Genomic DNA, 21,929 nt, shown 5'->3' with positions numbered 1-21,929 from the left:
GTGGGTGGCAAGCGATACCGCTCGGGTATCGATGCTGGTGGGCGACGGATACCATGGGCGTCGTGGAGACGCGGGAGCTGCGGTACTTCGTCGCCGTCGCCGAGGAACTGCACTTCGGGCGGGCGGCGCAGCGGCTCGGGATCGCGCAGCCCCCGCTGTCCCGGGCGATCGGTCGGCTCGAACGGCGACTCGGGGTGGAACTGCTGCGCCGAACCAGTCGCGCTGTCACCCTGACCGAGGCCGGGTCGGTGCTCCTCGGGGAGGCGCGGGCGGCGCTGGATGCGGTCGAGGCCGCCGAGCGACGCACCCGGCGCGCTGCCCTCGCCGCGACCGGCCGGGCTGGCGTGGTCCTGGCCACGAAGGCAGGAGCGTCCGTCGAACTGCTGTCCAAACTTCTCGACGCCTACGCCGCCGAGCCCGGCGCGGTCACTATCGATGTGCTCCTGTGCGGGATCGGTGAGCAAGAGCGACTGCTTCGCGACGGACGGGCCGACGTGGCTCTTCTGCACCGGCCGTTCGACGCGACGGCCGGGTTCGACACCGAGGAGCTGTACACCGAGGAGCAGATCGCGCTCCTGCCGGCCGGGCATCCCCTCGCCACTCGGCCCTACATGCGGATGGCGGAGGTCGCCGCGCTGCCGGGCCTGCCGATGCCGCGCTGGCCCCGACGAGACGGCACCTACCCCGACGGCCCCGGTCCGCTGGCTCGCGACCATACTCAGCTGCTCCAGTTGATCGCCCTCGGACGGGCTTCGGCGATCCTGCCCGAGTCCGTGCGGGCCCATCTGCGCGGCGACCACGCCGCCGTGCCGGTGCTGGACGCCCCGGCCGTAACGACAGTGATCGCGTGGCCACCGCACAGCCGCTCGAAGGCTGTCGCCGATCTCGTTCGGACTGCTACCCGCCTCTAGCCGATTCCGCACGATCTTCACACCCTCGAGCGTCATCGGTAGATCTACCGGCGGCGGCGCACCGTTGCTGGAGCGGACCAAGCCGAAACGAATCAGCCGGGCAGGGGACGAGAACCCGAACCGTTGGACCTTGCGTCCACATCTGCTGGTGTCGCTGATGCTCATCGCCACCGCGGGAATGGTGATATTCGGCGCGATCGGCGTCTCGCGCGGGCGGTCAACGGGCCTGCGGAGTCCTGGTGAGGGCGACCGCGCCGAGGGCTGCGGCGACCAGCCCGACCGCCAGGGACAGGAAGCCGCCGACGATCCCATATCCGGTGCCGGGACCGCCTTCGGCCGCAGCCACGACCAGCCCGCCGATCACCAGGCCGGTCACTCCCGCGGCCAGCGCGGTCATCGCGGCGCGGCGTCCCGTGTGATGGATGAGGACGCGGCCGCCGGTAACGACCCCGACAAGTCCCACCGCGACACCCACCAGGGACCAGAAACGCCCCGCGGTCAACCCTGAGGCGCCCGACTGGGCAAGGATTTCCGAGGCGGCGAGTACATGAGAAACGGACATGACATGCTCCTTCTCCAACGACTGGGACGTGGCCCATCCTCTCCGCCGCACCCGCTTCCGTCGTCCTGCGCGCGCAGGCACTTCACGCTGCCGCCGAGGGCGTAGGAAACCAGAGGGAGTACCGCCCGCGCAGTAGACGGTGATCATTCCCGTGCACGACGTCCCCACGCGGACATGGGGTTAGGGTGCACCCATGGAACGGCTTCGGGACTGGGCGATCGCCGTGGGCATCGCGGTATTCCAGCTCGTCTCGGGGTTGTCCGGGCCCGCGGTCGGGTGGGTGCTGCTGGTCGCAGGCGGGCTGTCGTCGGCCGCGAGCCGCCGAGCGCCGGTCATGGTGCTGGCGGTGACGGGGCTGACGGCGTTGGCGTACCAGGCCCTCGGGGTCGACGTGCCCGCGGTCGCATTCTTGTTCGCCGTGTACGCGGCGTTCCGTGCGGGGCACCGGGTGGCGGCCGTGGCGGGATCGGTGATCATGGTGCTCGTCATGCCCTTCGCGTTGCTGATCTCGCCGCGCGGACTGCTCATGGGCGAGGCGTTCGCGGAGACCCGGGGCGTACTGCAACTGGCGTGGCTGGTCGCCGCGGGCGCGGCGGGTGAAGCGCTGCGGCAGGCCGAGCGGCGGGCCGAGGAGGCCGAGCGCACCCGTGAGGAGACCGCACGGCGGCGGGCCGACGAGGAACGGCTGCACATCGCTCGCGAGTTGCACGACTCGTTGACCCACCAGATTTCGGTGATCAAGGTGCAGGCCGAGGTGGCCGTACACCTGGCCCGCAAGCGCGGCGAGCACGTGCCAGAGGCGCTGCTGGTGATCCTGGCGGCCGGTCGCGAGGCATCCCGGGAGCTAAGGGCCACCCTGGAGGCCCTGCGCGACGATCGCGCACCGTTGCACGGGCTCGATCACGTGCCGGAGCTGGTGGAAAGGGTCCGCGCGACCGGCCTGGACGCGAGATTGACGGTCGAGGGGCAGCGTGCGGCCCTGCCTTCGGCCGTGGACCGGACCGCCTACCGGATCGTCCAGGAGTCGCTGACCAACATCACCCGGCACGCCGCCGCCGACACCGCGTCGGTCCATATCGAACACCGCCCCGACGCCCTGGTGATCCGGGTGGACGACGACGGCCGAGCCACACCGGACACCATGCCGGTGCCGGGTGTGGGGCTGCTCGGAATGGGAGAGCGGGTCACCGCCCTCGGCGGCCGGTTACACACGGCGCCCCGCGGCGGGGGCGGTTTCACCGTCTGTGCCGAGTTGCCCGTGGAGCGGGCGCCTTGATCCGCGTCCTGCTGGTCGACGACCAGCCGCTGATCCGTAGCGGTTTCCGTGCACTGCTCGGCGTCGAGGACGATATCGAAGTGGTGGCCGAGGCCGCCGACGGCGCGCGGGGCGTCGAGCTGGCCCGCGAACTCCTGCCCGACATCGCACTGATGGACATCCAGATGCCTGTCGTGGACGGCATCGAGGCGACCCGGCGCATCGCGGCCGACCCGGCCCTGACCGGGGTGCACGTGGTGATACTGACCAACTACGGCCTGGACGAGCACGTCTTCGACGCCCTGCGCGCCGGTGCGGCCGGGTTCCTGGTCAAGGACATCCATCCGGAGGACTTCCTGCACGCCGTCCGGGTCGCGGCCCGGGGTGACGCACTGCTCGCGCCGTCGATCACGCGCAAACTGATCAACCGGTATGTCAGCCGGCCACTGGATTCCGGTGAGGCTCCCGGTCTGGCCGGGCTGACCAACCGCGAGCGGGAGGTCGTCACGCTTGTTGCCCGGGGCCTGTCGAACGACGAGATCGCCGAGCACTTGGTGATCAGCCCGCTGACCGCCAAGACCCACGTCAACCGGGCCATGACCAAGCTCCACGCCCGCGACCGCGCTCAACTGGTCGTCCTGGCTTACGAATCCGGCTTGGTGACCCCGCGCCGAGCCTGACCGCCGCGTCGCCTCGCTCGGCCGTCCGCTGAGCCTATGCCTCGAAGCCATCGCTGTTCGGGGCCACATACGGCCGGGCGTTGCGACCGCAGGCGTTCGCTTCATCCGGCCGTCCAGGGCTGCAATTTCTCCGGATTCCGGATCGCCCAGATGCGGGTGATCCGGCCGTCGGCGACGTCGAAAGCGTAGACCGTGACGATGGCGTCATCGAGCCGTGCCACCAGGCCGGGCTGGCCGTTCACCGTGCGCTCCAGCAGGGTCACCGCAGGGCCGTGGGTGGCGATTTCCATCCAGGCGCGGGCGATCTGCTCGCTGCCGTGGATCGGGTCGAGGAAGGCCAATGCCAGGCCGCCGCCGTCGGCCGTCGCGGTCGCCTGTGGATCGAGCAGCCCGATCAGGGCCTCGATGTCCCCTGTCTCCCATGCTCGTTTGAAATCCCGGACCACCTCGGCGCGTTCGGTGCTCGACGGACCCCGCGTGGTGTCGATGCGGCGCCGGGCGCTGGAGGCGAGCTGGCGACAGGCCGCGGGAGTGCGCCCGACGATCTCGGCGACCTCGGCGAAGGAGTAGCGGAAGACGTCGTGCAGAACGAACGCCACGCGCTCGGCCGGAGTCATGGAATCCAGCACGACGAGAAAGGCCATGCTGATCGACTCGTCGAGGGTGACCCGGTCGGCGGGATCGACCGAGTCGGGACCATCGAGCCATTCGGACCGGCCGGGTACCGGCTCCGGAATCCATTCGCCCACATAGCGTTCCCGCCTGGCGCGCGCCGAGCCGAGTAGATCGAGGCAGATCCGGCTGGCAACCGTCGTCAACCACGCGCCGGGCGCCTCCACCTTCCCGCGTTGCGCCTCCGACAGCGCGTACCAGCGCGCGTAGGTCTCCTGCACCACATCCTCGGCCTCGGCCAGGGAGCCGAGCAGACGGTAGGCGAGGTTGATCAGCTGTCGGCGTTCACTGATCACCGCGCGCAGGTGCGGGTCGGTCATGGTGGTCTCCTTCGGTATGTGCGTCCTCACCGAAACCGACGAATCAGCGAACCGATTTGTGAGGCGGCCTGACATTCCGGACGGCTGCGTCGTCGGAAGTTTGTGACACCTTCAGCAGAGCAGGAGTTCCGTAAATGACCAGGATCGGCATCATCCTCGGCAGTACTCGACCCAACCGCAACGGCTCGCAGGTCGCCCGGTGGGTCCTGGAAACGGCATCGCAGCGTGGCGACGCCGAGTTCGAACTGATCGATCTGCGCGACCACCCGCTACCGCATCTGGACGAACCGGTGGCGCCGATGTTCGGCCCGTCGAGCAACGCCCATACCCGCGCCTGGGCCGAGCGGATCGCCCCGTTCGACGGCTTCGTGGTGGTGACCCCGGAGTACAACGGCGGGGTCCCCGGTGTGCTGAAGAACGCCTTCGACCACCTGTTCGCGGAGTGGACCGACAAGGCGGTCGGATTCGTCTCCTACGGCGCGGGCGGCGGCGCCCGCGCGGTGGTGCAGTTGCGGACGGTCTGCGGCACGCTGGGCATGGCCGACGTTGGCTATCAGGTCACCATCTCGGTGCTCACCGATTTCGAGAACTACACCACCTTCGCACCCCGCGACCACCATGGTGCCGCCCTCGACAAGACGCTGGATCAGCTCATCGCCTGGAGCACCGCATTGGCGCCGCTGCGGACCGGCACCGAAACCACTCTCGTGAATTCCTGAGGAGCCGATTATGACCGGAATCAACAACTTTCAGTCAGCTGACACCGAGGCGGATGAAGTCGAGCTTCGCCGAACCATCGACAAGGCGGTCGAAGGGCTGCGAGTCAAGGATCTCGAGGTCTTGAAGCAGCTGTACACGCCCGACGTCGTGTCCTTCGATGTCGAGCCGCCGCTCCAGCATGTCGGGATAGCGGCGAAACTCGAGAACTGGGCGAAGGTGTTCCTGTTCTTCGAGAGTGTGACCTATGAGGTCCGCGACCTGACGTTCAGCGTAGGCGGGGATGTGGCGTTCGGGCACGCCTTCGCTCGGCTCAGCGGCACGCTGAAGAACGGAGCGGCAACCAGCGGTATGTGGGTCCGGGTCACGTACGGCATGCGGAAGATAGACAACACCTGGCTGATCGCTCACGACCAGGTCTCGGTACCGCTCGATATCTCCAGCGGCAAAGGCGTGGTCGACCTCGAGCCATGACGGTCGCAGAAACGTTGTCGAGAACCTGACGCATCGCTCGAGACGTTGCGGTGCGGATATCCGGTCGCATCGAAGGCCCGGGGCCGCCCACCACAGCGGCCCCGAGCCCCGCCCGACGCCTTGCTTCTTCTGATCGGCCCCCGCAGCCGGCGGTGTCGCTGCCCGCCGCGACCAGTGGCGTCGGACGAACCGGCCGCCTCCACGGAGAGCCCGCGTGGCGGATGCCGGATCGGACAGCAGGGTGCCTGCGGGTGATCGGATGACGTAGCCCTAGGTGAGCGCAACCTATTCGATCGCTTTGGAGATGATGTCGTCGGCGAGGGGAGCGACCGCCGCGATGATCTCGGCCGTGATAGCCGGTGGCGTACCAGCCGCTTGGAGGGACTGTGTCAGATGTTCGGCGACGCGGTCGAAGTGGTGCCGGGTTATGCCTCGCCCTTGGTGGACCTGCTTCATCCGCGGTCCGGTGTACGGTGTCGGTCCTCCCAGTGCGGCGGCGAAGAACTCGACTTGGCGGCCCTTCACTCGCGGCATGTTGACGCCGGTGAAGAACGGCGCCAGTTCCTCGTCGGCCAGGATGCGGGCGTAGAGGTCTTCTACGACGATTTCGAGGGCAGCGTGGCCCCCGGCCCGGGCGTACAGGGTGCGGTCGTAGGGCGTGGCCGACGTTGTGTCCACGGTGGGCTCCTCGGATTGCGGGCGATCAGATGTGCGTTCGGAGACGGCGACTCGGCATCTCGGCAATGACGACGGATTCGGAGCTGACGAACGGCGGGGGCCGGTCAGGGTGACATCTCGCTGAATCCGCTGGGGAACTCGAAGATTCCGTAACACCTTCGGTTCTGACGCCACCGCTCAAGCCAACCTCCGTACTCGCACGGCGCCACGGCGGTCGCACACCAGAGCGCTGCCCTGCTCGCTTCGCCGCACTCGATGCCGCCCAGATATGTTAATGCATATTCTGCAGAATAGTCGACTGTCCCGGGCGCTGATCATCCGGCGTGACACTCGATTTCAAACCACACGAAAGTGCAGTTAGAACGACGTGAACTGCATGGTTCGGCGCCTATCTCACAGATGGCAAGCCAGTCAAGTAAGTTATTTACTATGCTGCTGGGGAAGGCCGGTGCTGCGGGCGACGAAATCACGATGCCCGACAGTAGGGTGATACCCGCTGCCGGCCGGGCTCGGCGGGACCGCAGCGCAGGGTGCCGCGCCATCCGGTGTCCGGTGTCGAAGCGCGAAGTCGTCCACGCTAGGTACCCGGCGGCACTGGCCACGGCGGCGCGAGGACTCGGACGGCAGTGTGGCGAAGTGACCCGCTCCGTGGGCGGTGGTGACGGACTTGCGATCGCCGCGTGGACTGCGGAGGACCATAACGCCCCGGCATCGGGGCCGCGCGATCGGCCGTCCGCGTGGTGCTCGCTCGGTAGGCTCGCGCGTGGTATCGGCAGACGATATCGGGAGGCGAGCGCCGATGGCGGGAACGGATCGCTGGTCATGGCGGCGTGCCCTCGGTGCGGATGGCCCGGCGGCAGCGATCTGTATCCGGTTGGCGGTGGGGCTGGTATTTCTCAGTGAGGGGATCCAGAAGTTCCTCTATCCGGACAAATTGGGCCCCGGCCGGTTCGAAAAGATCGGTATCCCAGCGGCGACCTTCTTCGCGAACCTCGACGGCGTCGTCGAGATCACCTGCGGCCTTCTGATCGTCATCGGACTGCTGACCCGCTTTGCCACGCTGCCGTTACTGGTCGATATCGTCCTGGCGATCGTGCTGACCAAGTTGCGTGAGCTGCGCCCGGGCGGGTTCCAAGGAGTAGAAGGCATTTGGGGGATGGCCCACGACGCGCGCACTGATGTCGCAATGCTGCTCGGGCTGATCTACCTGCTGTGGGCCGGGTCCGGCCATTGGTCACTGGACGCCCTGCTCACACGGCCGCAACCACCAGGCCGCCGACGATCGAACCGGTGACCCCGAGGCAGTCCCTCGCCAGGTCCCGCAACCTTGCCTCAACGAAGCAAGGTGATCATGACAGGATCTTGATCATGCCGATTTCCACCAGTTCGTTCGACCATGTTCGCTTGACAGTGACCGACATCGACAGATCCCGGGCCTTCTATGACGCCGTCTTCGGTTGGCCGATCGCGTGGGAGTGTCCTGCGGATGCGGACGAAGCCACCCGTGCGCGATTCGGGTTCCTCTTCGGCGGTGTGATCTACCAGATGGGTGATGCACTGCTCGGGCTTCGCCCTGTCGCCAGCGACGAGTTCGACGAAGATCGAGTAGGACTCGACCACCTCGCCTTCGCCCTCGCCACTCGGTCGGATCTCGATTCGGCGGTTGCCTTGCTCGACGAACTCGGCATCGCACACGAGGGGGTGAAAGATCTCGGTGCCATGTACATTCTGGAATTCCGCGACCCGGACAACATCGCGCTGGAGTTGGTCGTACGCAAGAAGTGATCGCTCCTTTCCCGGAAAGCCTCGGCCTGGGGATCCGCGGTGGCACGGCGCATGGAAGTCGTCTCGGTCTGAGCCGTCTCAACAGGTGGCGGGGACCGTGTCGCCCGCGAGCCGGAACTCGAACCGGATCGCGCCCGGACTCTGCGCGGGCAGGACGATGGCCGCGCCGCGCCCGGGTGTCCAGGTCCAGGGGACCAGGATGTAGTGGTCACCGATGCGGCTCAGTGGCGCCAGCCCGTCGTAGCGGAACCGGTAGGCGGATCCGGTGGCGGGATCGGTGCCGCAGGACGCCATGCGGACATCAGGCCCGGAAAGGTGGAGCTCCTTTTCGCTGTAGATGACGACCTGGGAACTGGTGGGCAGTTGCGCGGCCCATTCCCGCGCCCGGGTCTGACCGACCGCGACCGAGTAATCGGTGGCGATCCAGAACAAGTTGATGCCGACCATGAGGAACAGGATCACCCACTCGGCGACCGCTGCCGCCTGTGACGGCGGCGGTGCTGTCGCGGGGAGGCTTTCACGCAGACGCTGACGACGCAGCACGACCAGCAGCCAGAAGATCAGCACTCCAGCGATGATCGACACCGGTGCCACGCACAAGCCCTTGTTGAGCGGTGTCACGACATATATCCGGGAGACCCCGTTGAGGAGGACTGCCCCGGCGATCACCGCGATCACGGAGGTCGCCCACCGCCCGGGGCGACGGGCACGGACCGACTCAGGAAGCGCGACGTATCCCCACAGCACCGCCATGCCGATGAGACCGACGAGTGTCAACGGCACGAACAGCGCGTCGACGGTGCGCATCAGGTATTCGCGGATGCTCGGATTCAGCGTCGTCGAGTCGACACCGAAGTAGTTGAAGTACCAGTAGACATGCGCCCAGCCGAAGTAGAACAGCACAGCGGTCAGCAGTGTTGTCCGCGCGACCAGTTGCCCAATGGATTTCGCGACGTGAGCGAACCCGTCGAACACCGATACCGCCGCGGGTGTGGACGCCTGCTCATCTGGTGGTTGTGACATGTGGCTTGCTCGTCGCCGTCTCGGTTGGCGTTCGGGTTCGGGTGGTCGAGTCGGTTCCGGTGGGGGAGGCGGTCTCGGTGGAAGAATCGGTCTGCGATGTCGTCTTCGGTTCGAATCCTTCTGTGTCGCAGGGAAATTTCTGCGAGGGCAGTGTCCCGGTGAGAAGCGTCAGTGTCGAGCCGGACGCACATCTAGTCGCGTTTGCCGGTCCCCGAGTCGCGGTGGATTCGGACGAAAACGTCAGTTGTCGTGGATTTCGACCTCGCACATTCCGCACCACCGCCGAATCCGACCAATCCACAGAGTATTTCCGGCGAGGAACATGCCGGGTCAGGGATTGCGTGCTGTGGCGACGATCGTGGGCACGATGGCGAGTGCCAGGATGCCGCAGCCGATGGCCAGCGTGGGGTAATCGGCAGCGGCGACGACCAGTCCCGATGTCATGCCACCGGTGGCGCCGGCGATGGCGATGGTGACGTCGAGGATGCCTTGCGTTCTGGCGCGGGTCGCCAGCGGCACGGTCTCGGTGATGATCGCGGTGCCCGCGACGAGGCCGAAGTTCCAGCCGAGCCCGAGCAACGTGAGTGCGGCCGTCAACAGGGGGACGGAGTCGTCGGGGGCACAGGCGGCGACTGTTCCGGCGCCGAGCAGAGTCGGCGCTGAGGCCGCTGCGATGGTGAAGTGGCCGAAGCGATCTACGAGCCAGCCCGTCAGCGGCGATGGCAAGTACATCGCGCCGATATGGATGGAGATGACCAGACCGGCGGCGGCGGTGCTGTGGCCGTGGTCGCGCATGTGGACGGGTGTCATTGTCATGACCGCCACCATCACGAACTGAGTGAGCACCATGACAACTACACCGACCCACACGCCGGAGCCGCGCTTTTCGACCGCAGGACGCGCCGGAATGTCGGCATCATCAGGCTGCGCGACGACCCGGTCGGCCTCGCGCGTGCGGGCGAGTAGCAGCGGGTCGGGACGCAGCCAGATGGCCAGTACCACTGCCGCCGACGCGTATGCGGCGCCGGCGAGCAGGAACGGTCCGGCCAGGTGGGGGATACCGAGTTCGTGTGCCAGGTCGCTGGTCGGCGTGGTGAGGTTGGGGCCGGCCACGCCGCCGAGTGTCGTGGCGACCAGCACGGTGGACACGGCACGGGCGCGGTGGGCGGAGTCGGCCAGATCGGCTCCGGCATACCGGGCCTGCAGATTGGTGGAGGTTCCGGCGCCGTAGACGAACAGCGCGGCGAACAGCAGGGTCGGATTGTCCGCGATAGCGGCGGCGATAATTCCGACGCTGCCGATGGCGCCGGCCAGATAGCCGGCGACCAGGCCGGTGCGGCGGCCGCGGGCTTGCGAGATTCGTCCGACGGTAACGGCCGCCAGCGCGGAGCCCGCGGTGCCGAGCGCGCTGGGCAGACCGGCGAGGCTGGTCGAGCCGAGCATGTCCTGCGCGAGCAGTGCACCGACGGTTAGGCCCGCCGCCAGTCCCGCACCGCTGAGGGCCTGCGCGGCGACGAGGACGAACAGGGTGCGACGCTGCGCCCGGGCGCCGGGGGCATCGCCGATGTGGGCAGGTACCGAAGTCGTCACGACGGGCTCAGGCCCTCTCGCCGAGGTCGAGGCGGTCGCGGAGTCCGGCGGCGGTGAAGGCGGCGACCAGTTCGGCCCGGCCTTCGGTGAAGTGTGCCCATCCCTCGTAATGAACGGGAACAACCCGACGCGCACAAAGGATCTCGGCGGCCGCGGCGGTCTGGGCACTGTCGAGAACGATCGGCGCGCCGTCGAAGAGAACGGAGAAGCGGGGCGCTCCAGCGAAGAGGATGGCTGTGTCCACCGGCGCGAAACACTCGGCGATCTGCTCGACCGCGGTGAGTGAGGCGTTGTCGCCGCTGACATAGATGGTGGGCAGGCCGTCCCCGGTCAGCACGAATCCGACGACCTGGCCGGTGATCGGTTCGACCTCCTCGCGTGTGCCCGGCCCGTGGATCGCAGGCACACCCGTGACCGTGATCGTGCCGCCACCGGGGCGATCCAGCTCGATCGACTCCCAGTCGGCCAAGCCTTTCGTCCCGTTCCCGAGGCGTTGCGCGCCGCCAGGTGTGGTGAGGGTGAGCGGCACGTCGGCGAGCAGTGCACGGCCGGAGTCGTCGAGATTGTCGGGGTGCTCGTCGTGCGAGAGCAGAACCACGTCGACGCGACCGAGGTCGGCCGGGGCGGCGGAGGCCGGCACGGTCTTGGTCAGCAGGCCGCCGGGCTGCGAAAAGTCGCGGGGCGCATCGAAGGTCGGGTCGGTGAGGAACCTCAGCCCGCCGTATTCGAACAGGGCGGTCGGCCCGCCGAAGACGCGCACGCAGACATGCTGGTCGGTGGGGTTTGCGGGGGATGCCACGACGAACTCCTCACGGATGAAATTCCATCTATCCGTGAGGAGAGTAGGTTGTTCTCATGGATAAAAGCAACTTGTAACATGAGAGTTGTGGAAGACGTGCGAGAGATCTCGACCGGTGGGTCCGCCTTGCCGTCCGCACCGGGCGCCGAGCAGTACCTCGCCCTCGATTTCGCCGACAGCGCCTATGCGCTCCCCGGGGGGCACTTCATCGACCTGCTCGGCACTCCGGCATCGACGAACCGGTGGCTCGCCGAACGCGGCCTCGCCCCCGCCGATGCGGGAGTGCAGGAAATGTGCGCGACACAACTGCGCGCACTACGCGAACACATCAGGGCATTGTTCGCTGCCCGCGTCGCGCGCCAGCCCGCGCTACCGGCAGCACTGGCCGCCGTCAACGATGCGCTGAGCAGAACCCCGACAGCCCCTCTGCTGAAATGGGATGACACGAACGGCCCCTACCGCGCCGCGGTGTGTCCACCCGACGAGATCCTCGACCGCGCGCTCGCGACGCTCGCCGCAGACGCCGCCGACCTGCTCACCGGTTCAGACGCCGATTCCCTGACCACTTGCGACTCCATCCCGTGCAACCGCTACCTGATCCGCCACGGCCGTCGTCACTGGTGCTCCACGCGCTGCGGCGACCGCGCTCGCGCAGCCCGCGCCTACGCCCGCGCCAAAGCGAACTGAGCGTGCCGCCGATCTCCCGAGCATTCATTCATGGTCTTGACCAGTAAAGATATGACTGAAAGCGCTGTGCTCGTGCTGATTCGGCGGTAGCATCCTGGCCTGGAGAGGCGACTCCGAAGAGACCGTGTCCGGGGAGGAACGTGGATCTTATGACGACCAGCGATTTGATACCCACTCCGCGTCGCACGCTGCTGCGTATGGCAGTAGGCGTCGGAATAGTCGCTGCTGCCGGATGTCTGGTCATGGAGAACGCTGCGCCGGCTTCGGCCACACAGCGCCTTTGGAAGAGATGTGCGCGTTGCAGCGGTCTGTGGTTCTCGGGCAACAATACCCGCGGTGGCTGCCCAGCCGGCGACATCTTCGACGGCGGCCATCACGACGATGGAACCAGCGACTACATCCTGAAGGAAGACCCTGATGGTGGCCAGGGTCAGTCCGACTGGAGGTGGTGTCGGCAGTGTCAAGGGCTCTGGTTCGAAGGGAATTTCGGCTTTCACGGAATATGCCCTTCGCCTCAGTTCAGCGAACAACCCGGTCATGTGGCTTTCGGATCCGGCAACTATCGACTGGAAGATATGACCAATCGGGACGGGGTAGGAGGGCTACCCAAGTGGCGCTGGTGCCGCAAGTGTTCGGGTTTGTTTTACGACGGCCATACTCCGGCAGCCTCGGGTGTTTGCCCGGCCGACCATCAGCACCACGACATCATAGGCAGCGGTAACTACATTCTCCGCGCGGCGGATTCCACACGCCTACCGTCACCACCCTACTGATCTGTCAGGCGAACGCATGCGACGATGATCTTTTCCCGCACGGCGGGAATCGTCGGCGTCGAATCGGCCGAAGGCAATGAGCGAATTGCGGGAAGTCGCGGCGAATGCCGGTGGCGCCGCAGCCGGCCTACAGGCACCAGATTGTCCCGCATGGCCTCGGCATCGGTCGTTCGGTCGACAATGGGCGTGTCGAGATCTATGGGATGGCAGTCTGTTTCGCGTGCCCGGTGTGGAGACTGGTGTTGTCGTGCGCGTTGTCGCGGCACTGATCAAACCATTGACGATGTTGTGGCAGCTGTGGCGGCCGAGAACCGACAGAGTGTCGGTCGCGGCCTTGGTCGATGATCTCGCCGAGGCAGTGCGTCAAGAGGAGCAGCGGCTGCGGGAGGGGCTACGGGCGGGGCCGGGCTCGTTCATGCATGTCGGATTCACCGCCACCGCGAAGGCGCAGCCCGGTGAGGTGATCGAGTCGGCCGCTGTATCCGACATCGCGACCTATTTCGAGTTGCTGACGCCGCCACGGCGGTTGGTCGTGCTCGGTGAGCCGGGTAGTGGAAAGACCGTGGCCGCCGCCCATCTGGTGCTGGGTCTGCTGGAAACTCGACGAGACCTGGTCGACACCCGCCGTGCGGGACAGCCGGTACCGGTACGGGTCAATGCCGCGGGCTGGAACGGGAAGGAAGACTTCTCCGGATGGCTCGCCACACGGCTGAGATACGACTACCGCCTGCGCCCCAGGAGCGCTCGGGCCCTGGTCGATGCGGGGTTGATTCTGCCCGTGGTCGACGGCCTCGACGAGATGGACGCCCACGACAGCGAGGAGTCACGGGCACGGGCGGTGTTGAACCGTCTCAACGAAACCCCCTGGGGCAACCGGCCGGTCGTAGTCGTATGCCGCAGCGACGAGTTCGACGAACTGACCCGCCTCGGCGAGGACAACGGGCTGCACGGCTCGACAACCATCACACTGCGCCCCTTCACCCCCGGTCAGATCAGTGACTATCTCACCACTTACCAGCACCGGATCGGCGCCACCCGCCCGATTTGGACGGCGGTTACCACCCGGATCACCGCCGAGCCCGAGGGGCCGCTGGCGCGCGCGCTGAATACTCCATGGATGCTCGGGCTCGCCGCCACCGCCATGCACCACGACCCGCACACTGCCGGCCAGCTGACCGGCTGCTCCGACACCGACGCCGTGCGTGATCTGCTGTTCGCCGCGCAGATCCCGGCGGCGGTGGCCGGAACCGACCGCACCGGTCGATTTCGTGGCTACACCAGCGACAACGTCCGGACCTGGTTGCTGTCACTGGCTCGATGCCTCGACCAGCGCCGTGATCTCGGGCAGGACGGCACCACCATCCGTCTCGACGAGATCTGGGAGATCGCCGGATCTGTCCGCTGCCGCATACTGCACGGGCTGACCGTGGGCATCGCCGTGACGCTCGTGATCGTGGCCGCGGTGGGGCTCAGGCTCGGGCTCGTGTTCGGGCCCGCGATCGGGCTTGTCTTCGGGCTCTCGGCCGGGCTCAGTCGGTCTCCTCGAGCGAATCGGATGGCTTGGCGTGTGCCCGCACGGTCTCGATGGCGTGGCGGACTCACCTACGGGCTCGCGGCGGGACTCACTTTCGGGCTGACGGTCGAATTCGCGCTGGGAACCTGGCTCGGACTCGCAGCCGCGATCACGGCCGGGCTCACGGTCGGGCTCACGTTCGGACTCGAAGCCGATGCGGAAGACCAGTTGGGTCTCGCGGTCGATGAAAGGCGGCTGATCCGCGATGATGTTCGAGTCGCGGTCTTCACCGCCGGTGTGGTCGCATTCGCCATCGGGCTCGCGCTCGGGCTCCCGACCGGGCTCCTCGGCGGACTCTCGGGTGGACTCGTGAACGGACTCGCCTTCGGGCTCGCGGCCGGCGCCGTGGGTGGGCTCACCTTCGGACTCGCGCTCGGGCTCATGCGGGGGCTGGCGGCTACGCGATATCTCATTGCGATGCTGGTCTTCCGGTTCACCTCGCCGTTTCCGTCCCGGCCGGGATTATTCCTCGACTGGGCTCGTCGCAGTGGTCTCCTGCGCGTAACCGGCACCGGCTACCAGTTCCGGCACGAAACCTACCGACAGTGGCTTCAGCAACCCCGCATAGGACGCACAGAGCGATAACCTCCCTTCGGCCCGGACCGTTGGCACATCGGCATGCGCGTGCGTTCGGCGTCCATGCCCGCCCCATAGGGTGGTAGCCGACGGTCCGGTCCGTCGAGAGGAGTTGCCGATGGATGCCGAACACTTCCTGCCGTTCCGCAAGAGCGCGGTGATCTCTTTGTGCGCCGACGAGGTTCCCGCCGCGGAACGCGAATCGTTCGCCGAGTTCGCGCGGCTGCTGGCGGCGGTGGTGCATCACGAGTTCCATGTGCGTGGTGAGACGGTGCTCGACGCCTATCACCTGGTCGACCCCGCGGAGGATGAAAGGGCCATCCGTGCCGCAACTCCCGAGGACCGGGCGGCGGCACGGGCGCGGGTAGAGGCTGAGCTCGTCGCGCTGGCCGAGGCGGCGGATTTCACCCGCATCGATGCCGCTGAGATCGAGCGCGCGTTCACCGAGCACTCCCTGGTGAAAGTGCGGTTGGAACTCGACGAGGAGGACATCGATACCGCGATGTTCTTCCGGCGCGGGGTGTCACAGCGCACCGAACAAGTTCGGTGGCTGTTCGGGTTACGGCGGCGCAGCGTCGAATTCACCAGTTACGGTAAAGTTCTCGTATACATCGCGTTCGCTGAGGGTCCGGAGGAGGTCGCGGGTCGCCCCAACGGCGGTGTGCTGCTGAAGCTGTTCGGGAACGTCCCGAGAAACGACCTCGAGATGCTGTATCCGATCGTTCGGATCCGGATGCGACCACTGGACAAGCTGCTGATCGGCGTGCCCGCGGTGGTCTCCGGAATTATCGTGGTCGTCACGAAGCTGGTGGCTTCGCTGGGGCCGCTGGTTCTCTTGCTGGCGTTCTGGCTCGGGCTGCGCGAGGAATCCGTGCGGTTGGATCAGGCCACGCTGCTCACCTTGGGCGCCGGTGTGGCGGCCTTCGGCGGTTACCTGGTGCGCCAGTTCTCCAAGTTCAAGAACCGCAAGATCAAGTTGATGAAGACGCTGTCGGAACACCTCTACTTCCGCAATCTCGACAACGACGCGGGAGTGTTCCACCATCTGCTCGGCGCTGCCGAGGAATCGGAGGTGAAGGAAGCCGTCCTCGCCTACCACTTCCTGCGCTCCGCCGACCGGCCGCTCACCGCAACCGAACTCGATCAGCGGGTGGAGGAGTGGTTCCGTCGGCGGTGGGAGGCAACCTTCGACTTCCGGATCCGCGACGGGATCAGCAGGCTCCGGAAGTGGGAACTGCTCGTCGAGGACGAGCACGGCGCACTGGAGGCGGTGTCGCTGACCGAGGCGAAACGTCGGCTGGATCGTCACTGGGACAACTTGTTTCGAATCCAGCCCGAAACAGGTGACACCGCCGCTGCGCGGCGAGTCGGGGTCACCGCTGGCTGAGACGTTGCCCACGAATCGACTTCTCAGCAGCGAAGTGCGCTCGGTCGGCGGGCCTGTCTCACCGGTTCGCTCCGTTCACGGCCGAACGTCTCGAAATGCAGCTCCGAGCGCACGACGCAGTCCGTCACGCCAGTGGGGGAGTGGCATGAGGCCGCAGTCGATCCACGATGATTTCGACAGAACGGCATTCCGCGGCCGGGCTGCGGCATCTCGGAACTCCGATGTGCGGCAGGGCCGCAACAGGTCCGCATCGAGCCCCGCCACTTCGATGATCGCCCGAGCGAATCGGTATTTGGATGCGGCACCGCCTCCGGTCGCGTGGAGCAGGCGCGGTGGATTCGGGTGCGCGACGAGGTCGAACAGTGCGGATACGAGATCATCGACGTAGGTTGGGGAGGCGATCTGGTCGGTGACGACCGCGACGTGCTCGCCCCGGGAGCATCTCCGCACGAGCGCGGCCGGGAAATCCCGATCGGTCCCCGAGTACAGCCACATGGTGCGGACGATCCGCGCATCGGGCAACGCTGCTCGGGCGGCCTCCTCACCTGCCAACTTGGATCTTCCGTACACGCTCGAAGGATTAGTGGGCGACCAGGTTTCCCATGGAAGCGACGCCGTCCCGTCGAAAACGTACGCGGTCGAGATGTGCAGCAGTCGCGCTTCCTTCTTCGCGCAGGCTCGGGCCAGTAGTCCCGGACCGACCGCATTGACCGCGAACGCCTTATCGGCTTCGGTCTCGGCGGCGTCTACGCTCGTGTACGCCGCGCAGTTGATGACCACATCGCCGGAGCCGATGGTGTCGGTCACCGCCGTTTCATCGGTGATGTCGAGTTCTTTCGATCCAAACCCGAGCACCTGTCGATCAGCGCGACGAAATGGGCTGGTCACCTTCGTGATCGCGCTCCCGAGCAGTCCGTCAGCACCTGTGACCACCAGCCTGCTCACCGCTTGTCCTCGAGGGAGGTCCGCACGAGCCGGACCTGGGAGCGCCGGTAGCCGGAGACATACTCGCGGACCGAGGCGATCATGTAGTCGGTCATCTCGTCGGTTATACCCGGGTACACCCCGACCCAGAACGTGTTGTCGGCGACGTAGTCGCTGGCCGCCAGGCTTCCGGAGATACGGCACTCGATGTTCGAGTACGCCGGATGGCGGAGGAGATTTCCGGCGAACAGGCCTCGGGTCGCTATTTTGCGGCTTTCGAGAAAGTTGACGATGTCGATGCGGCCGAAGGGCGCGTCCGGCAGCACCGTGAGGGCGAATCCGAACCAGCTCGGATCGCTACCGGGGGTGGGTTCCGGCAGCCGGAGATGGTCGATCCCATCCAAACCTTCGCGAAGCCGACGCCAGTTGTGACGCCGGCGGGCGCAGAAATCGTCCAGTCTGGCCAGCTGGGAGAGTCCGAGCGCAGCTTGGATATCTGTTGTCTTCAGGTTGTATCCGATATGCGAATAGATGTACTTGTGGTCGTATCCGTAGGGAAGGTCGCCCAGCTGTTGAGTGAACCTCTTCCCGCATCTGTTGCTTTCGCCCGGCTCACACCAGCAGTCGCGTCCCCAATCGCGCAGCGACTTCACGACGCGAGCTGTGGTCAGGTCGTTGGTCAGCACACATCCGCCCTCACCCGTGGTCAAATGGTGTGCCGGATAGAAGCTGACGGTGGCCAGATCACCGAAGGTTCCGGTAGGGCGCGACTGGTATGCCGATCCGACTGCGTCGCAATTGTCTTCGATCAGGAACATGCCGCGCTCCGCGCACAACGCGGAGATTTCCGCCACCGGAAACGGGTTACCGAGCGTGTGCGCCAGTGCGACGGCCCGGGTTCTAGGGCCGATCGCCGCTTCCACGGCTTCCGGTGTCGTGTTGTATGTGGTGGAGTCGACATCTACGAAAACCGGTTTCAACCCGTTTTGTAGTATCGGGTTCACTGTCGTCGGGAAGCCGGCGGCAGCCGTGATGACCTCGTCTCCGGGGCGCAGCCGGGTATCACCCAACTCCGGGGCTGTTAATGCGCTGACCGCCAGCAGGTTCGCGGAAGATCCGGAGTTGGTGAGCCGCGCCTTGCGGAGTCCCATTTTTCGGGCGAATTCTTTTTCGAATCGATCTGCCAGGATTCCGGCCGCGATACGCATATCCAGCGCGGCCTCGAGGACTGCGACCCTGTCGTTGTCGTCGAGGCAGGCACCGGATGATTGGATCTCGGTGACGCCCCCGACGAAGTGGTGCTCGGTTTGCGAATTGTGGAATTGCCGGATTCTCGTGAGCAGATCTTCTCTATCGTTCACTCTATTTCTCCCGGTACGAGCCTGAAAATAAGATCTCCGAGGTCGTCGGTGAATGCGGACTGTGGCGGCAGTGCCCACATATGCCGCTTGAGTGCACGCGCGGCCTGCCGGTAGGCGGGATCGTCGAGTATTCGCCGGCAGGCGGTGAGAACATCCGAGGCGGTGACGGTCATGGGGTCGAGGTGGATGCCGGTGCCGAGGGCTTCGCAGCGTACTGCATTTCCGGGATGATCGGCGAAGAAGGGAAGTACCAGGTGCGGGACTCCGTAGGTTATCGTGTCGCGCATCGAATTCAATCCACCGTGTGTGATGAACAGGTCCACGTTCGCCAATACGAGCGACTGGGGGACGTACGGCAGAACATGGATGTGTGCCGGTAGCGACCGGAATATATCCTGGTACAGCGACGGCAGCGAGACGACGGCGGTACATCGGAGCTCGGCCAGAGCCGCGAAGACCTCCCTGTAGATTTCGGCCATCCGATCCCGGAACCTCGGTGAGAAGGGGCCGATCGAGCCCAGCGAGAGGTAAACGATCGGCCTATCACCAGGCACCGACGTGAACACGTCCGGAAGCAGCTGATCATTGTGGCGTACTGGTGGTTCGTGCCGGTAACGGACCAATGGAGCGCGGAGATCGGCGTTGTTGAACTCTTTCGGCGTCAGGGAGACCGTGAGATGCCGGAGTATTCCCGGTACCGCTGGTTCTTCCGGAAGTCCGAGTTTGGCCCGCTGAGTGGTCAAAGCGGGCCGGATCAGGTCTTCGTGGAGATCTCGCACAAGCTGCAGCGGGCCGATATCGACCGTGACGTGGGGTATTTCGAGCACTTCCGCGGCCAGGTAACCGCCGAATTCCGAGCACTCGTGCAGGACGACATCGGGCCGCCACCGGTCGGACAGATCCAGTACGTCTTCCGCGACACGCAGGGCGATCCGGTCACCGAGGAACGCCGTCATGTACATCCGGTCGAACGCGGCTATGTCCCGGTCGAGCAGAAGCCCGAAAATCGCTGCATCGAACTCGCGGTCGGCCCATCGTATTCCCACGTCCACGGTCTCGACGCCGTAGTTGCCGTGCAGCCAGGCGCCCCACTTCTCGGGTGCCGCAACGCGGACATCGTGGCCATGTCTGCTCAGCGCGTCGGCCAGTGTGACCAGTCCGCGGAAGTGGGATTCGAACTGGTTGACGGTCACCAGCACGCGCACGCGATCTGCCCGCGAAAATGCCATGTCCGCAGCGTGACACATTGGGGCACAATGCCGTAGGCGTTTCCGGGCAACTGGACCGGCGACGGTTTCAGCTCGGGCGGGTCGAGTGAATCGCCCGGTGGAAGCCGGGCTGCCACAGTGCGTCTCGGCGACTGCCGCGACCCGGTGCCCCGGGCTGGGCGAGCGCGGAAGAGCCGCGCGTCGAATCAGCCGAGCGGCGCGTGCGCGGTCCGGCACCCATCGGTGCGCTCGTTAGAACTTGCCGGTGTGGTGTTCGATTCGGTGCCCGAGGCGGGTGGCGAATTCGGTGATGAAGTCCTCGGTGAGGGGCGGCCAGCCCCAGAAGTCGAAGGCGAGGGCGCCCAGGGCGAAGCCGTCTGTCCATTGCCAGGTGGTGATGGGGCTCGGTGTGGCGCAGGAGGGGCAGATCGCCGATCCGGTGCCTGTTCGTTTCCAGGTGTCGATCGCGTTCGAGAACGGCTGCCATACGGCGGGATCGGCTTCCCATTGTTGCGGGTAGTCGATGATCACGGTGGTGGCCTGGCAGCGTGGGCATACCGCGGAGGTCGGTTCGATGCTGCCCTGGCCGGGATAGTGGTCGTGGCGGCCGGTGATGACGGCAACGGGGCCGGGGATCCAGTCGGCGCCCCATTCGTGGGTGATCTGCGGCCAGTCGGGGCCTGGCAGATAGCCTTCGTCGGCGTGGAGGCTGTACATCGCGTCGCGCGAAGTCTCCCGAAGCAGCCATCGCCGCGACACCATCCAGTCCACCATGTGCTCGGCCAGCGTGCTCGCGTCGGCCGAGGTCACCTCGAGGTCGACGATACGTTCGAAATAGTCACCCACACCCGCATCCTGCCACCGAGGACCGACGCCGGTACCCGTGTCGGATGGGCGCCCAGTGGCCTGCCTCTGGTCGGCCTGCCCTCCCATGCCGAAGCGACCTCGCCGTCCCGGCCCAGCCAGGCACGCGGCACCAGGTTTCCGGGGTGAGTTCGGGGGTGTCGGCCTTGCCGATCTCGTGAATGCGGGTGGAAAAGGTGCGGGCCCCGTCGGCGGGCGTCGGCACTCGGGATGAGAAGCTCATCGTTCATCCGCTGTCGCCCGAGGCGTGGCGGGGGAACGGATCATCGCCAGGTACCGTTGGGCGGTGAACCCAGCTGACACGCGAAGCCTCAAAGACGGCGATCTCGAGACTCGCGGAGCAAGTCTGCGGCGGCTGCTCGTGCGGGCCGCTGACGGGGACACATCCGCCAAGGAAGCACTGCGCGCGCTCGTCCGCGACTATCCCGACTACCACCGGTCGCTGTACAGCCGGGCGTTGAACCAGGCGGCGGTCTTCGGCGACGACACCCTGAAGGCACCCCTGCTCGCGTCACTGGCCGACACTCGGTATAACTGCCAGGCATGGGCGGCGATGGGCTGCGCGGCGCTCGGCTTCCGCGACGCGGTTCCCGGCTTGATCGCGATGTTGGACCATTCGCAGGAAATGGCTCGAGAGCAAGCGGTGATCGCTCTGGGCACCCTCGGCGACGAATCGGTCGTCCCGGCACTCACGCCCGTGCTGCGGGACCCGATCGGAGGAATGCGCGAACGGGCCGCCGAGGCCCTCGGCATGATCGGCGGTGATGCGGCCTCGGCCGCACTGTGGGACGAATTCGAGAACCGCCGGTACTTCCGCATCGGCTATATCGCCAGCGCGTTGGCCAAGTTTTCCCCGGACATCCTCCCGAGGCTGTGCGCGGCGGCCGACAGTGACGATCCGGACCAGCGATATTGGGCGGCTGTCGCGCTCGGTTCGACCGGCGATGATCGTGCCGTACCGACGCTGGAACGGCTGATTGCCCACGATCGGGGCTCCACCGTCTTCGACGGCATGGTGAGCGTCGCCGCGAAGAAGGGCCTCCGCACGCTACGACGAATCCAAGCCGCAATCGCAGCCCGCGAATCCTGAAAGGCCACCGGACCGCTCGC

22 protein-coding genes are annotated in these 21,929 nt (G+C 66.3%); 12 read left to right on the top strand and 10 right to left on the bottom strand.

The window, feature by feature from the left end; all coding sequences use genetic code 11:
* Nucleotides 1–53: 53 nt before the first annotated feature.
* On the top strand, nucleotides 54–911 hold the full coding sequence (locus tag ACZ6DL_RS20545; RefSeq protein WP_466053189.1) for a LysR family transcriptional regulator: 858 nt from the start codon (nucleotides 54–56) through the stop codon (nucleotides 909–911).
* A 217-nt stretch (nucleotides 912–1,128) separates the two neighbouring features.
* On the opposite strand, the gene ACZ6DL_RS20540 is transcribed toward ACZ6DL_RS20545, so the two are convergent.
* Nucleotides 1,129–1,473, bottom strand: coding sequence for a DUF6223 family protein (locus tag ACZ6DL_RS20540; protein ID WP_466053188.1), 345 nt, complete (start codon nucleotides 1,471–1,473; stop codon nucleotides 1,129–1,131).
* Nucleotides 1,474–1,666: 193 nt separating this feature from the next.
* On the opposite strand from ACZ6DL_RS20540, the gene ACZ6DL_RS20535 reads away from it, so the two are divergent.
* Nucleotides 1,667–2,749, top strand: coding sequence for a sensor histidine kinase (locus tag ACZ6DL_RS20535; RefSeq protein ID WP_466053187.1), 1,083 nt, complete (start codon nucleotides 1,667–1,669; stop codon nucleotides 2,747–2,749).
* Nucleotides 2,746–3,408 (top strand): response regulator, encoded by a 663-nt coding sequence (locus ACZ6DL_RS20530; protein WP_466053185.1) that lies wholly within the window; start codon nucleotides 2,746–2,748, stop codon nucleotides 3,406–3,408. Before ACZ6DL_RS20535 ends, ACZ6DL_RS20530 begins: the two co-directional genes overlap by 4 nt.
* A 101-nt stretch (nucleotides 3,409–3,509) precedes the next feature.
* Here ACZ6DL_RS20530 and sigJ read toward each other — a convergent pair whose 3' ends face one another.
* Nucleotides 3,510–4,400, bottom strand: coding sequence for an RNA polymerase sigma factor SigJ (sigJ, locus tag ACZ6DL_RS20525; protein WP_466053183.1), 891 nt, complete (start codon nucleotides 4,398–4,400; stop codon nucleotides 3,510–3,512).
* Between the two features lie 134 nt (nucleotides 4,401–4,534).
* On the opposite strand from sigJ, the gene ACZ6DL_RS20520 reads away from it, so the two are divergent.
* Nucleotides 4,535–5,119, top strand: coding sequence for an NADPH-dependent FMN reductase (locus tag ACZ6DL_RS20520; protein ID WP_466053182.1), 585 nt, complete (start codon nucleotides 4,535–4,537; stop codon nucleotides 5,117–5,119).
* 10 nt (nucleotides 5,120–5,129) lie between these two features.
* A complete protein-coding gene (locus ACZ6DL_RS20515; protein WP_466053180.1) occupies nucleotides 5,130–5,591 on the top strand; it encodes a YybH family protein in 462 nt (153 codons plus the stop codon).
* 285 nt (nucleotides 5,592–5,876) lie between these two features.
* Here the strand turns inward: ACZ6DL_RS20515 and ACZ6DL_RS20510 are convergent, their stop codons facing one another.
* On the bottom strand, nucleotides 5,877–6,269 hold the full coding sequence (locus tag ACZ6DL_RS20510; protein WP_357118927.1) for a group I truncated hemoglobin: 393 nt from the start codon (nucleotides 6,267–6,269) through the stop codon (nucleotides 5,877–5,879).
* Between the two features lie 799 nt (nucleotides 6,270–7,068).
* On the opposite strand from ACZ6DL_RS20510, the gene ACZ6DL_RS20505 reads away from it, so the two are divergent.
* Together ACZ6DL_RS20505 and ACZ6DL_RS20500 are read left to right on the top strand one after the other, a co-directional pair.
* Complete coding sequence (locus ACZ6DL_RS20505; RefSeq protein WP_466053178.1) at nucleotides 7,069–7,563, top strand: DoxX family protein; 495 nt, start codon at nucleotides 7,069–7,071, stop codon at nucleotides 7,561–7,563.
* Nucleotides 7,564–7,637: 74 nt separating this feature from the next.
* Entirely contained in the window at nucleotides 7,638–8,054 is a 417-nt protein-coding gene (locus ACZ6DL_RS20500; RefSeq protein WP_466053177.1) for a VOC family protein, read from the top strand.
* Between the two features lie 78 nt (nucleotides 8,055–8,132).
* Here ACZ6DL_RS20500 and ACZ6DL_RS20495 read toward each other — a convergent pair whose 3' ends face one another.
* From ACZ6DL_RS20495 to ACZ6DL_RS20485, 3 genes are all read right to left on the bottom strand, one after another.
* Nucleotides 8,133–9,077 (bottom strand): hypothetical protein, encoded by a 945-nt coding sequence (locus tag ACZ6DL_RS20495; protein WP_466053176.1) that lies wholly within the window; start codon nucleotides 9,075–9,077, stop codon nucleotides 8,133–8,135.
* Between the two features lie 330 nt (nucleotides 9,078–9,407).
* Nucleotides 9,408–10,667, bottom strand: a complete 1,260-nt coding sequence (locus ACZ6DL_RS20490; protein ID WP_466053174.1) for an MFS transporter — start codon at nucleotides 10,665–10,667, stop codon at nucleotides 9,408–9,410.
* Nucleotides 10,668–10,674: 7 nt separating this feature from the next.
* Entirely contained in the window at nucleotides 10,675–11,466 is a 792-nt protein-coding gene (locus ACZ6DL_RS20485; RefSeq protein ID WP_466053172.1) for an MBL fold metallo-hydrolase, read from the bottom strand.
* Nucleotides 11,467–11,553: 87 nt separating this feature from the next.
* On the opposite strand from ACZ6DL_RS20485, the gene ACZ6DL_RS20480 reads away from it, so the two are divergent.
* The 4 genes from ACZ6DL_RS20480 to ACZ6DL_RS20465 all read left to right on the top strand — a co-directional run bounded on the left by ACZ6DL_RS20480 (nucleotide 11,554) and on the right by ACZ6DL_RS20465 (nucleotide 16,462).
* Nucleotides 11,554–12,153 (top strand): ABATE domain-containing protein, encoded by a 600-nt coding sequence (locus tag ACZ6DL_RS20480; protein WP_466053171.1) that lies wholly within the window; start codon nucleotides 11,554–11,556, stop codon nucleotides 12,151–12,153.
* Between the two features lie 149 nt (nucleotides 12,154–12,302).
* Nucleotides 12,303–12,926, top strand: coding sequence for a hypothetical protein (locus tag ACZ6DL_RS20475; RefSeq protein ID WP_466053170.1), 624 nt, complete (start codon nucleotides 12,303–12,305; stop codon nucleotides 12,924–12,926).
* Nucleotides 12,927–13,155: 229 nt separating this feature from the next.
* On the top strand, nucleotides 13,156–15,084 hold the full coding sequence (locus ACZ6DL_RS20470) for an NACHT domain-containing protein (protein ID WP_466053169.1): 1,929 nt from the start codon (nucleotides 13,156–13,158) through the stop codon (nucleotides 15,082–15,084).
* Between the two features lie 109 nt (nucleotides 15,085–15,193).
* On the top strand, nucleotides 15,194–16,462 hold the full coding sequence (locus ACZ6DL_RS20465) for a TMEM143 family protein (RefSeq protein ID WP_466053167.1): 1,269 nt from the start codon (nucleotides 15,194–15,196) through the stop codon (nucleotides 16,460–16,462).
* 75 nt (nucleotides 16,463–16,537) lie between these two features.
* On the opposite strand, the gene rfbD is transcribed toward ACZ6DL_RS20465, so the two are convergent.
* The 4 genes from rfbD to ACZ6DL_RS20445 all read right to left on the bottom strand — a co-directional run bounded on the left by rfbD (nucleotide 16,538) and on the right by ACZ6DL_RS20445 (nucleotide 20,801).
* Nucleotides 16,538–17,407 (bottom strand): dTDP-4-dehydrorhamnose reductase, encoded by an 870-nt coding sequence (gene rfbD / locus ACZ6DL_RS20460; RefSeq protein WP_466053166.1) that lies wholly within the window; start codon nucleotides 17,405–17,407, stop codon nucleotides 16,538–16,540.
* A complete protein-coding gene (gene rfbH, locus ACZ6DL_RS20455; RefSeq protein ID WP_466053283.1) occupies nucleotides 17,404–18,747 on the bottom strand; it encodes a lipopolysaccharide biosynthesis protein RfbH in 1,344 nt (447 codons plus the stop codon). The genes rfbD and rfbH overlap by 4 nt, the downstream gene beginning before the upstream one ends.
* Entirely contained in the window at nucleotides 18,744–19,946 is a 1,203-nt protein-coding gene (locus ACZ6DL_RS20450) for a glycosyltransferase (protein WP_466053164.1), read from the bottom strand. Before ACZ6DL_RS20450 ends, rfbH begins: the two co-directional genes overlap by 4 nt.
* A gap of 261 nt (nucleotides 19,947–20,207) precedes the next feature.
* Nucleotides 20,208–20,801, bottom strand: a complete 594-nt coding sequence (locus ACZ6DL_RS20445; RefSeq protein WP_466053162.1) for a hypothetical protein — start codon at nucleotides 20,799–20,801, stop codon at nucleotides 20,208–20,210.
* Nucleotides 20,802–21,105: 304 nt separating this feature from the next.
* Between ACZ6DL_RS20445 and ACZ6DL_RS20440 the strand changes: the two genes are divergently transcribed.
* Nucleotides 21,106–21,909, top strand: coding sequence for a HEAT repeat domain-containing protein (locus ACZ6DL_RS20440; protein WP_466053160.1), 804 nt, complete (start codon nucleotides 21,106–21,108; stop codon nucleotides 21,907–21,909).
* The last annotated feature ends 20 nt before the right edge of the window (nucleotides 21,910–21,929 follow it).

The sequence above is a fragment of the Nocardia sp. NPDC041819 genome (genome assembly GCF_055590505.1).
Note: the sequence above shows the minus strand (reverse complement) of the source record. Positions and strands in the feature narration are given on the sequence as shown.

Bases quoted from the DNA above. Each gene is read 5' to 3' on its own strand.
- ACZ6DL_RS20545 (WP_466053189.1), top strand. From the start codon at position 54: ATGGGCGTCGTGGAGACGCGGGAGCTGCGGTACTTCGTCGCCGTCGCC.
- ACZ6DL_RS20540 (WP_466053188.1), bottom strand. From the start codon at position 1,473: ATGTCCGTTTCTCATGTACTCGCCGCCTCGGAAATCCTTGCCCAGTCG.
- ACZ6DL_RS20535 (WP_466053187.1), top strand. From the start codon at position 1,667: ATGGAACGGCTTCGGGACTGGGCGATCGCCGTGGGCATCGCGGTATTC.
- sigJ (WP_466053183.1), bottom strand. From the start codon at position 4,400: ATGACCGACCCGCACCTGCGCGCGGTGATCAGTGAACGCCGACAGCTG.
- ACZ6DL_RS20520 (WP_466053182.1), top strand. From the start codon at position 4,535: ATGACCAGGATCGGCATCATCCTCGGCAGTACTCGACCCAACCGCAAC.
- ACZ6DL_RS20515 (WP_466053180.1), top strand. From the start codon at position 5,130: ATGACCGGAATCAACAACTTTCAGTCAGCTGACACCGAGGCGGATGAA.
- ACZ6DL_RS20505 (WP_466053178.1), top strand. From the start codon at position 7,069: ATGGCGGGAACGGATCGCTGGTCATGGCGGCGTGCCCTCGGTGCGGAT.
- ACZ6DL_RS20500 (WP_466053177.1), top strand. From the start codon at position 7,638: ATGCCGATTTCCACCAGTTCGTTCGACCATGTTCGCTTGACAGTGACC.
- ACZ6DL_RS20495 (WP_466053176.1), bottom strand. From the start codon at position 9,077: ATGTCACAACCACCAGATGAGCAGGCGTCCACACCCGCGGCGGTATCG.
- ACZ6DL_RS20475 (WP_466053170.1), top strand. From the start codon at position 12,303: ATGACGACCAGCGATTTGATACCCACTCCGCGTCGCACGCTGCTGCGT.
- ACZ6DL_RS20465 (WP_466053167.1), top strand. From the start codon at position 15,194: ATGGATGCCGAACACTTCCTGCCGTTCCGCAAGAGCGCGGTGATCTCT.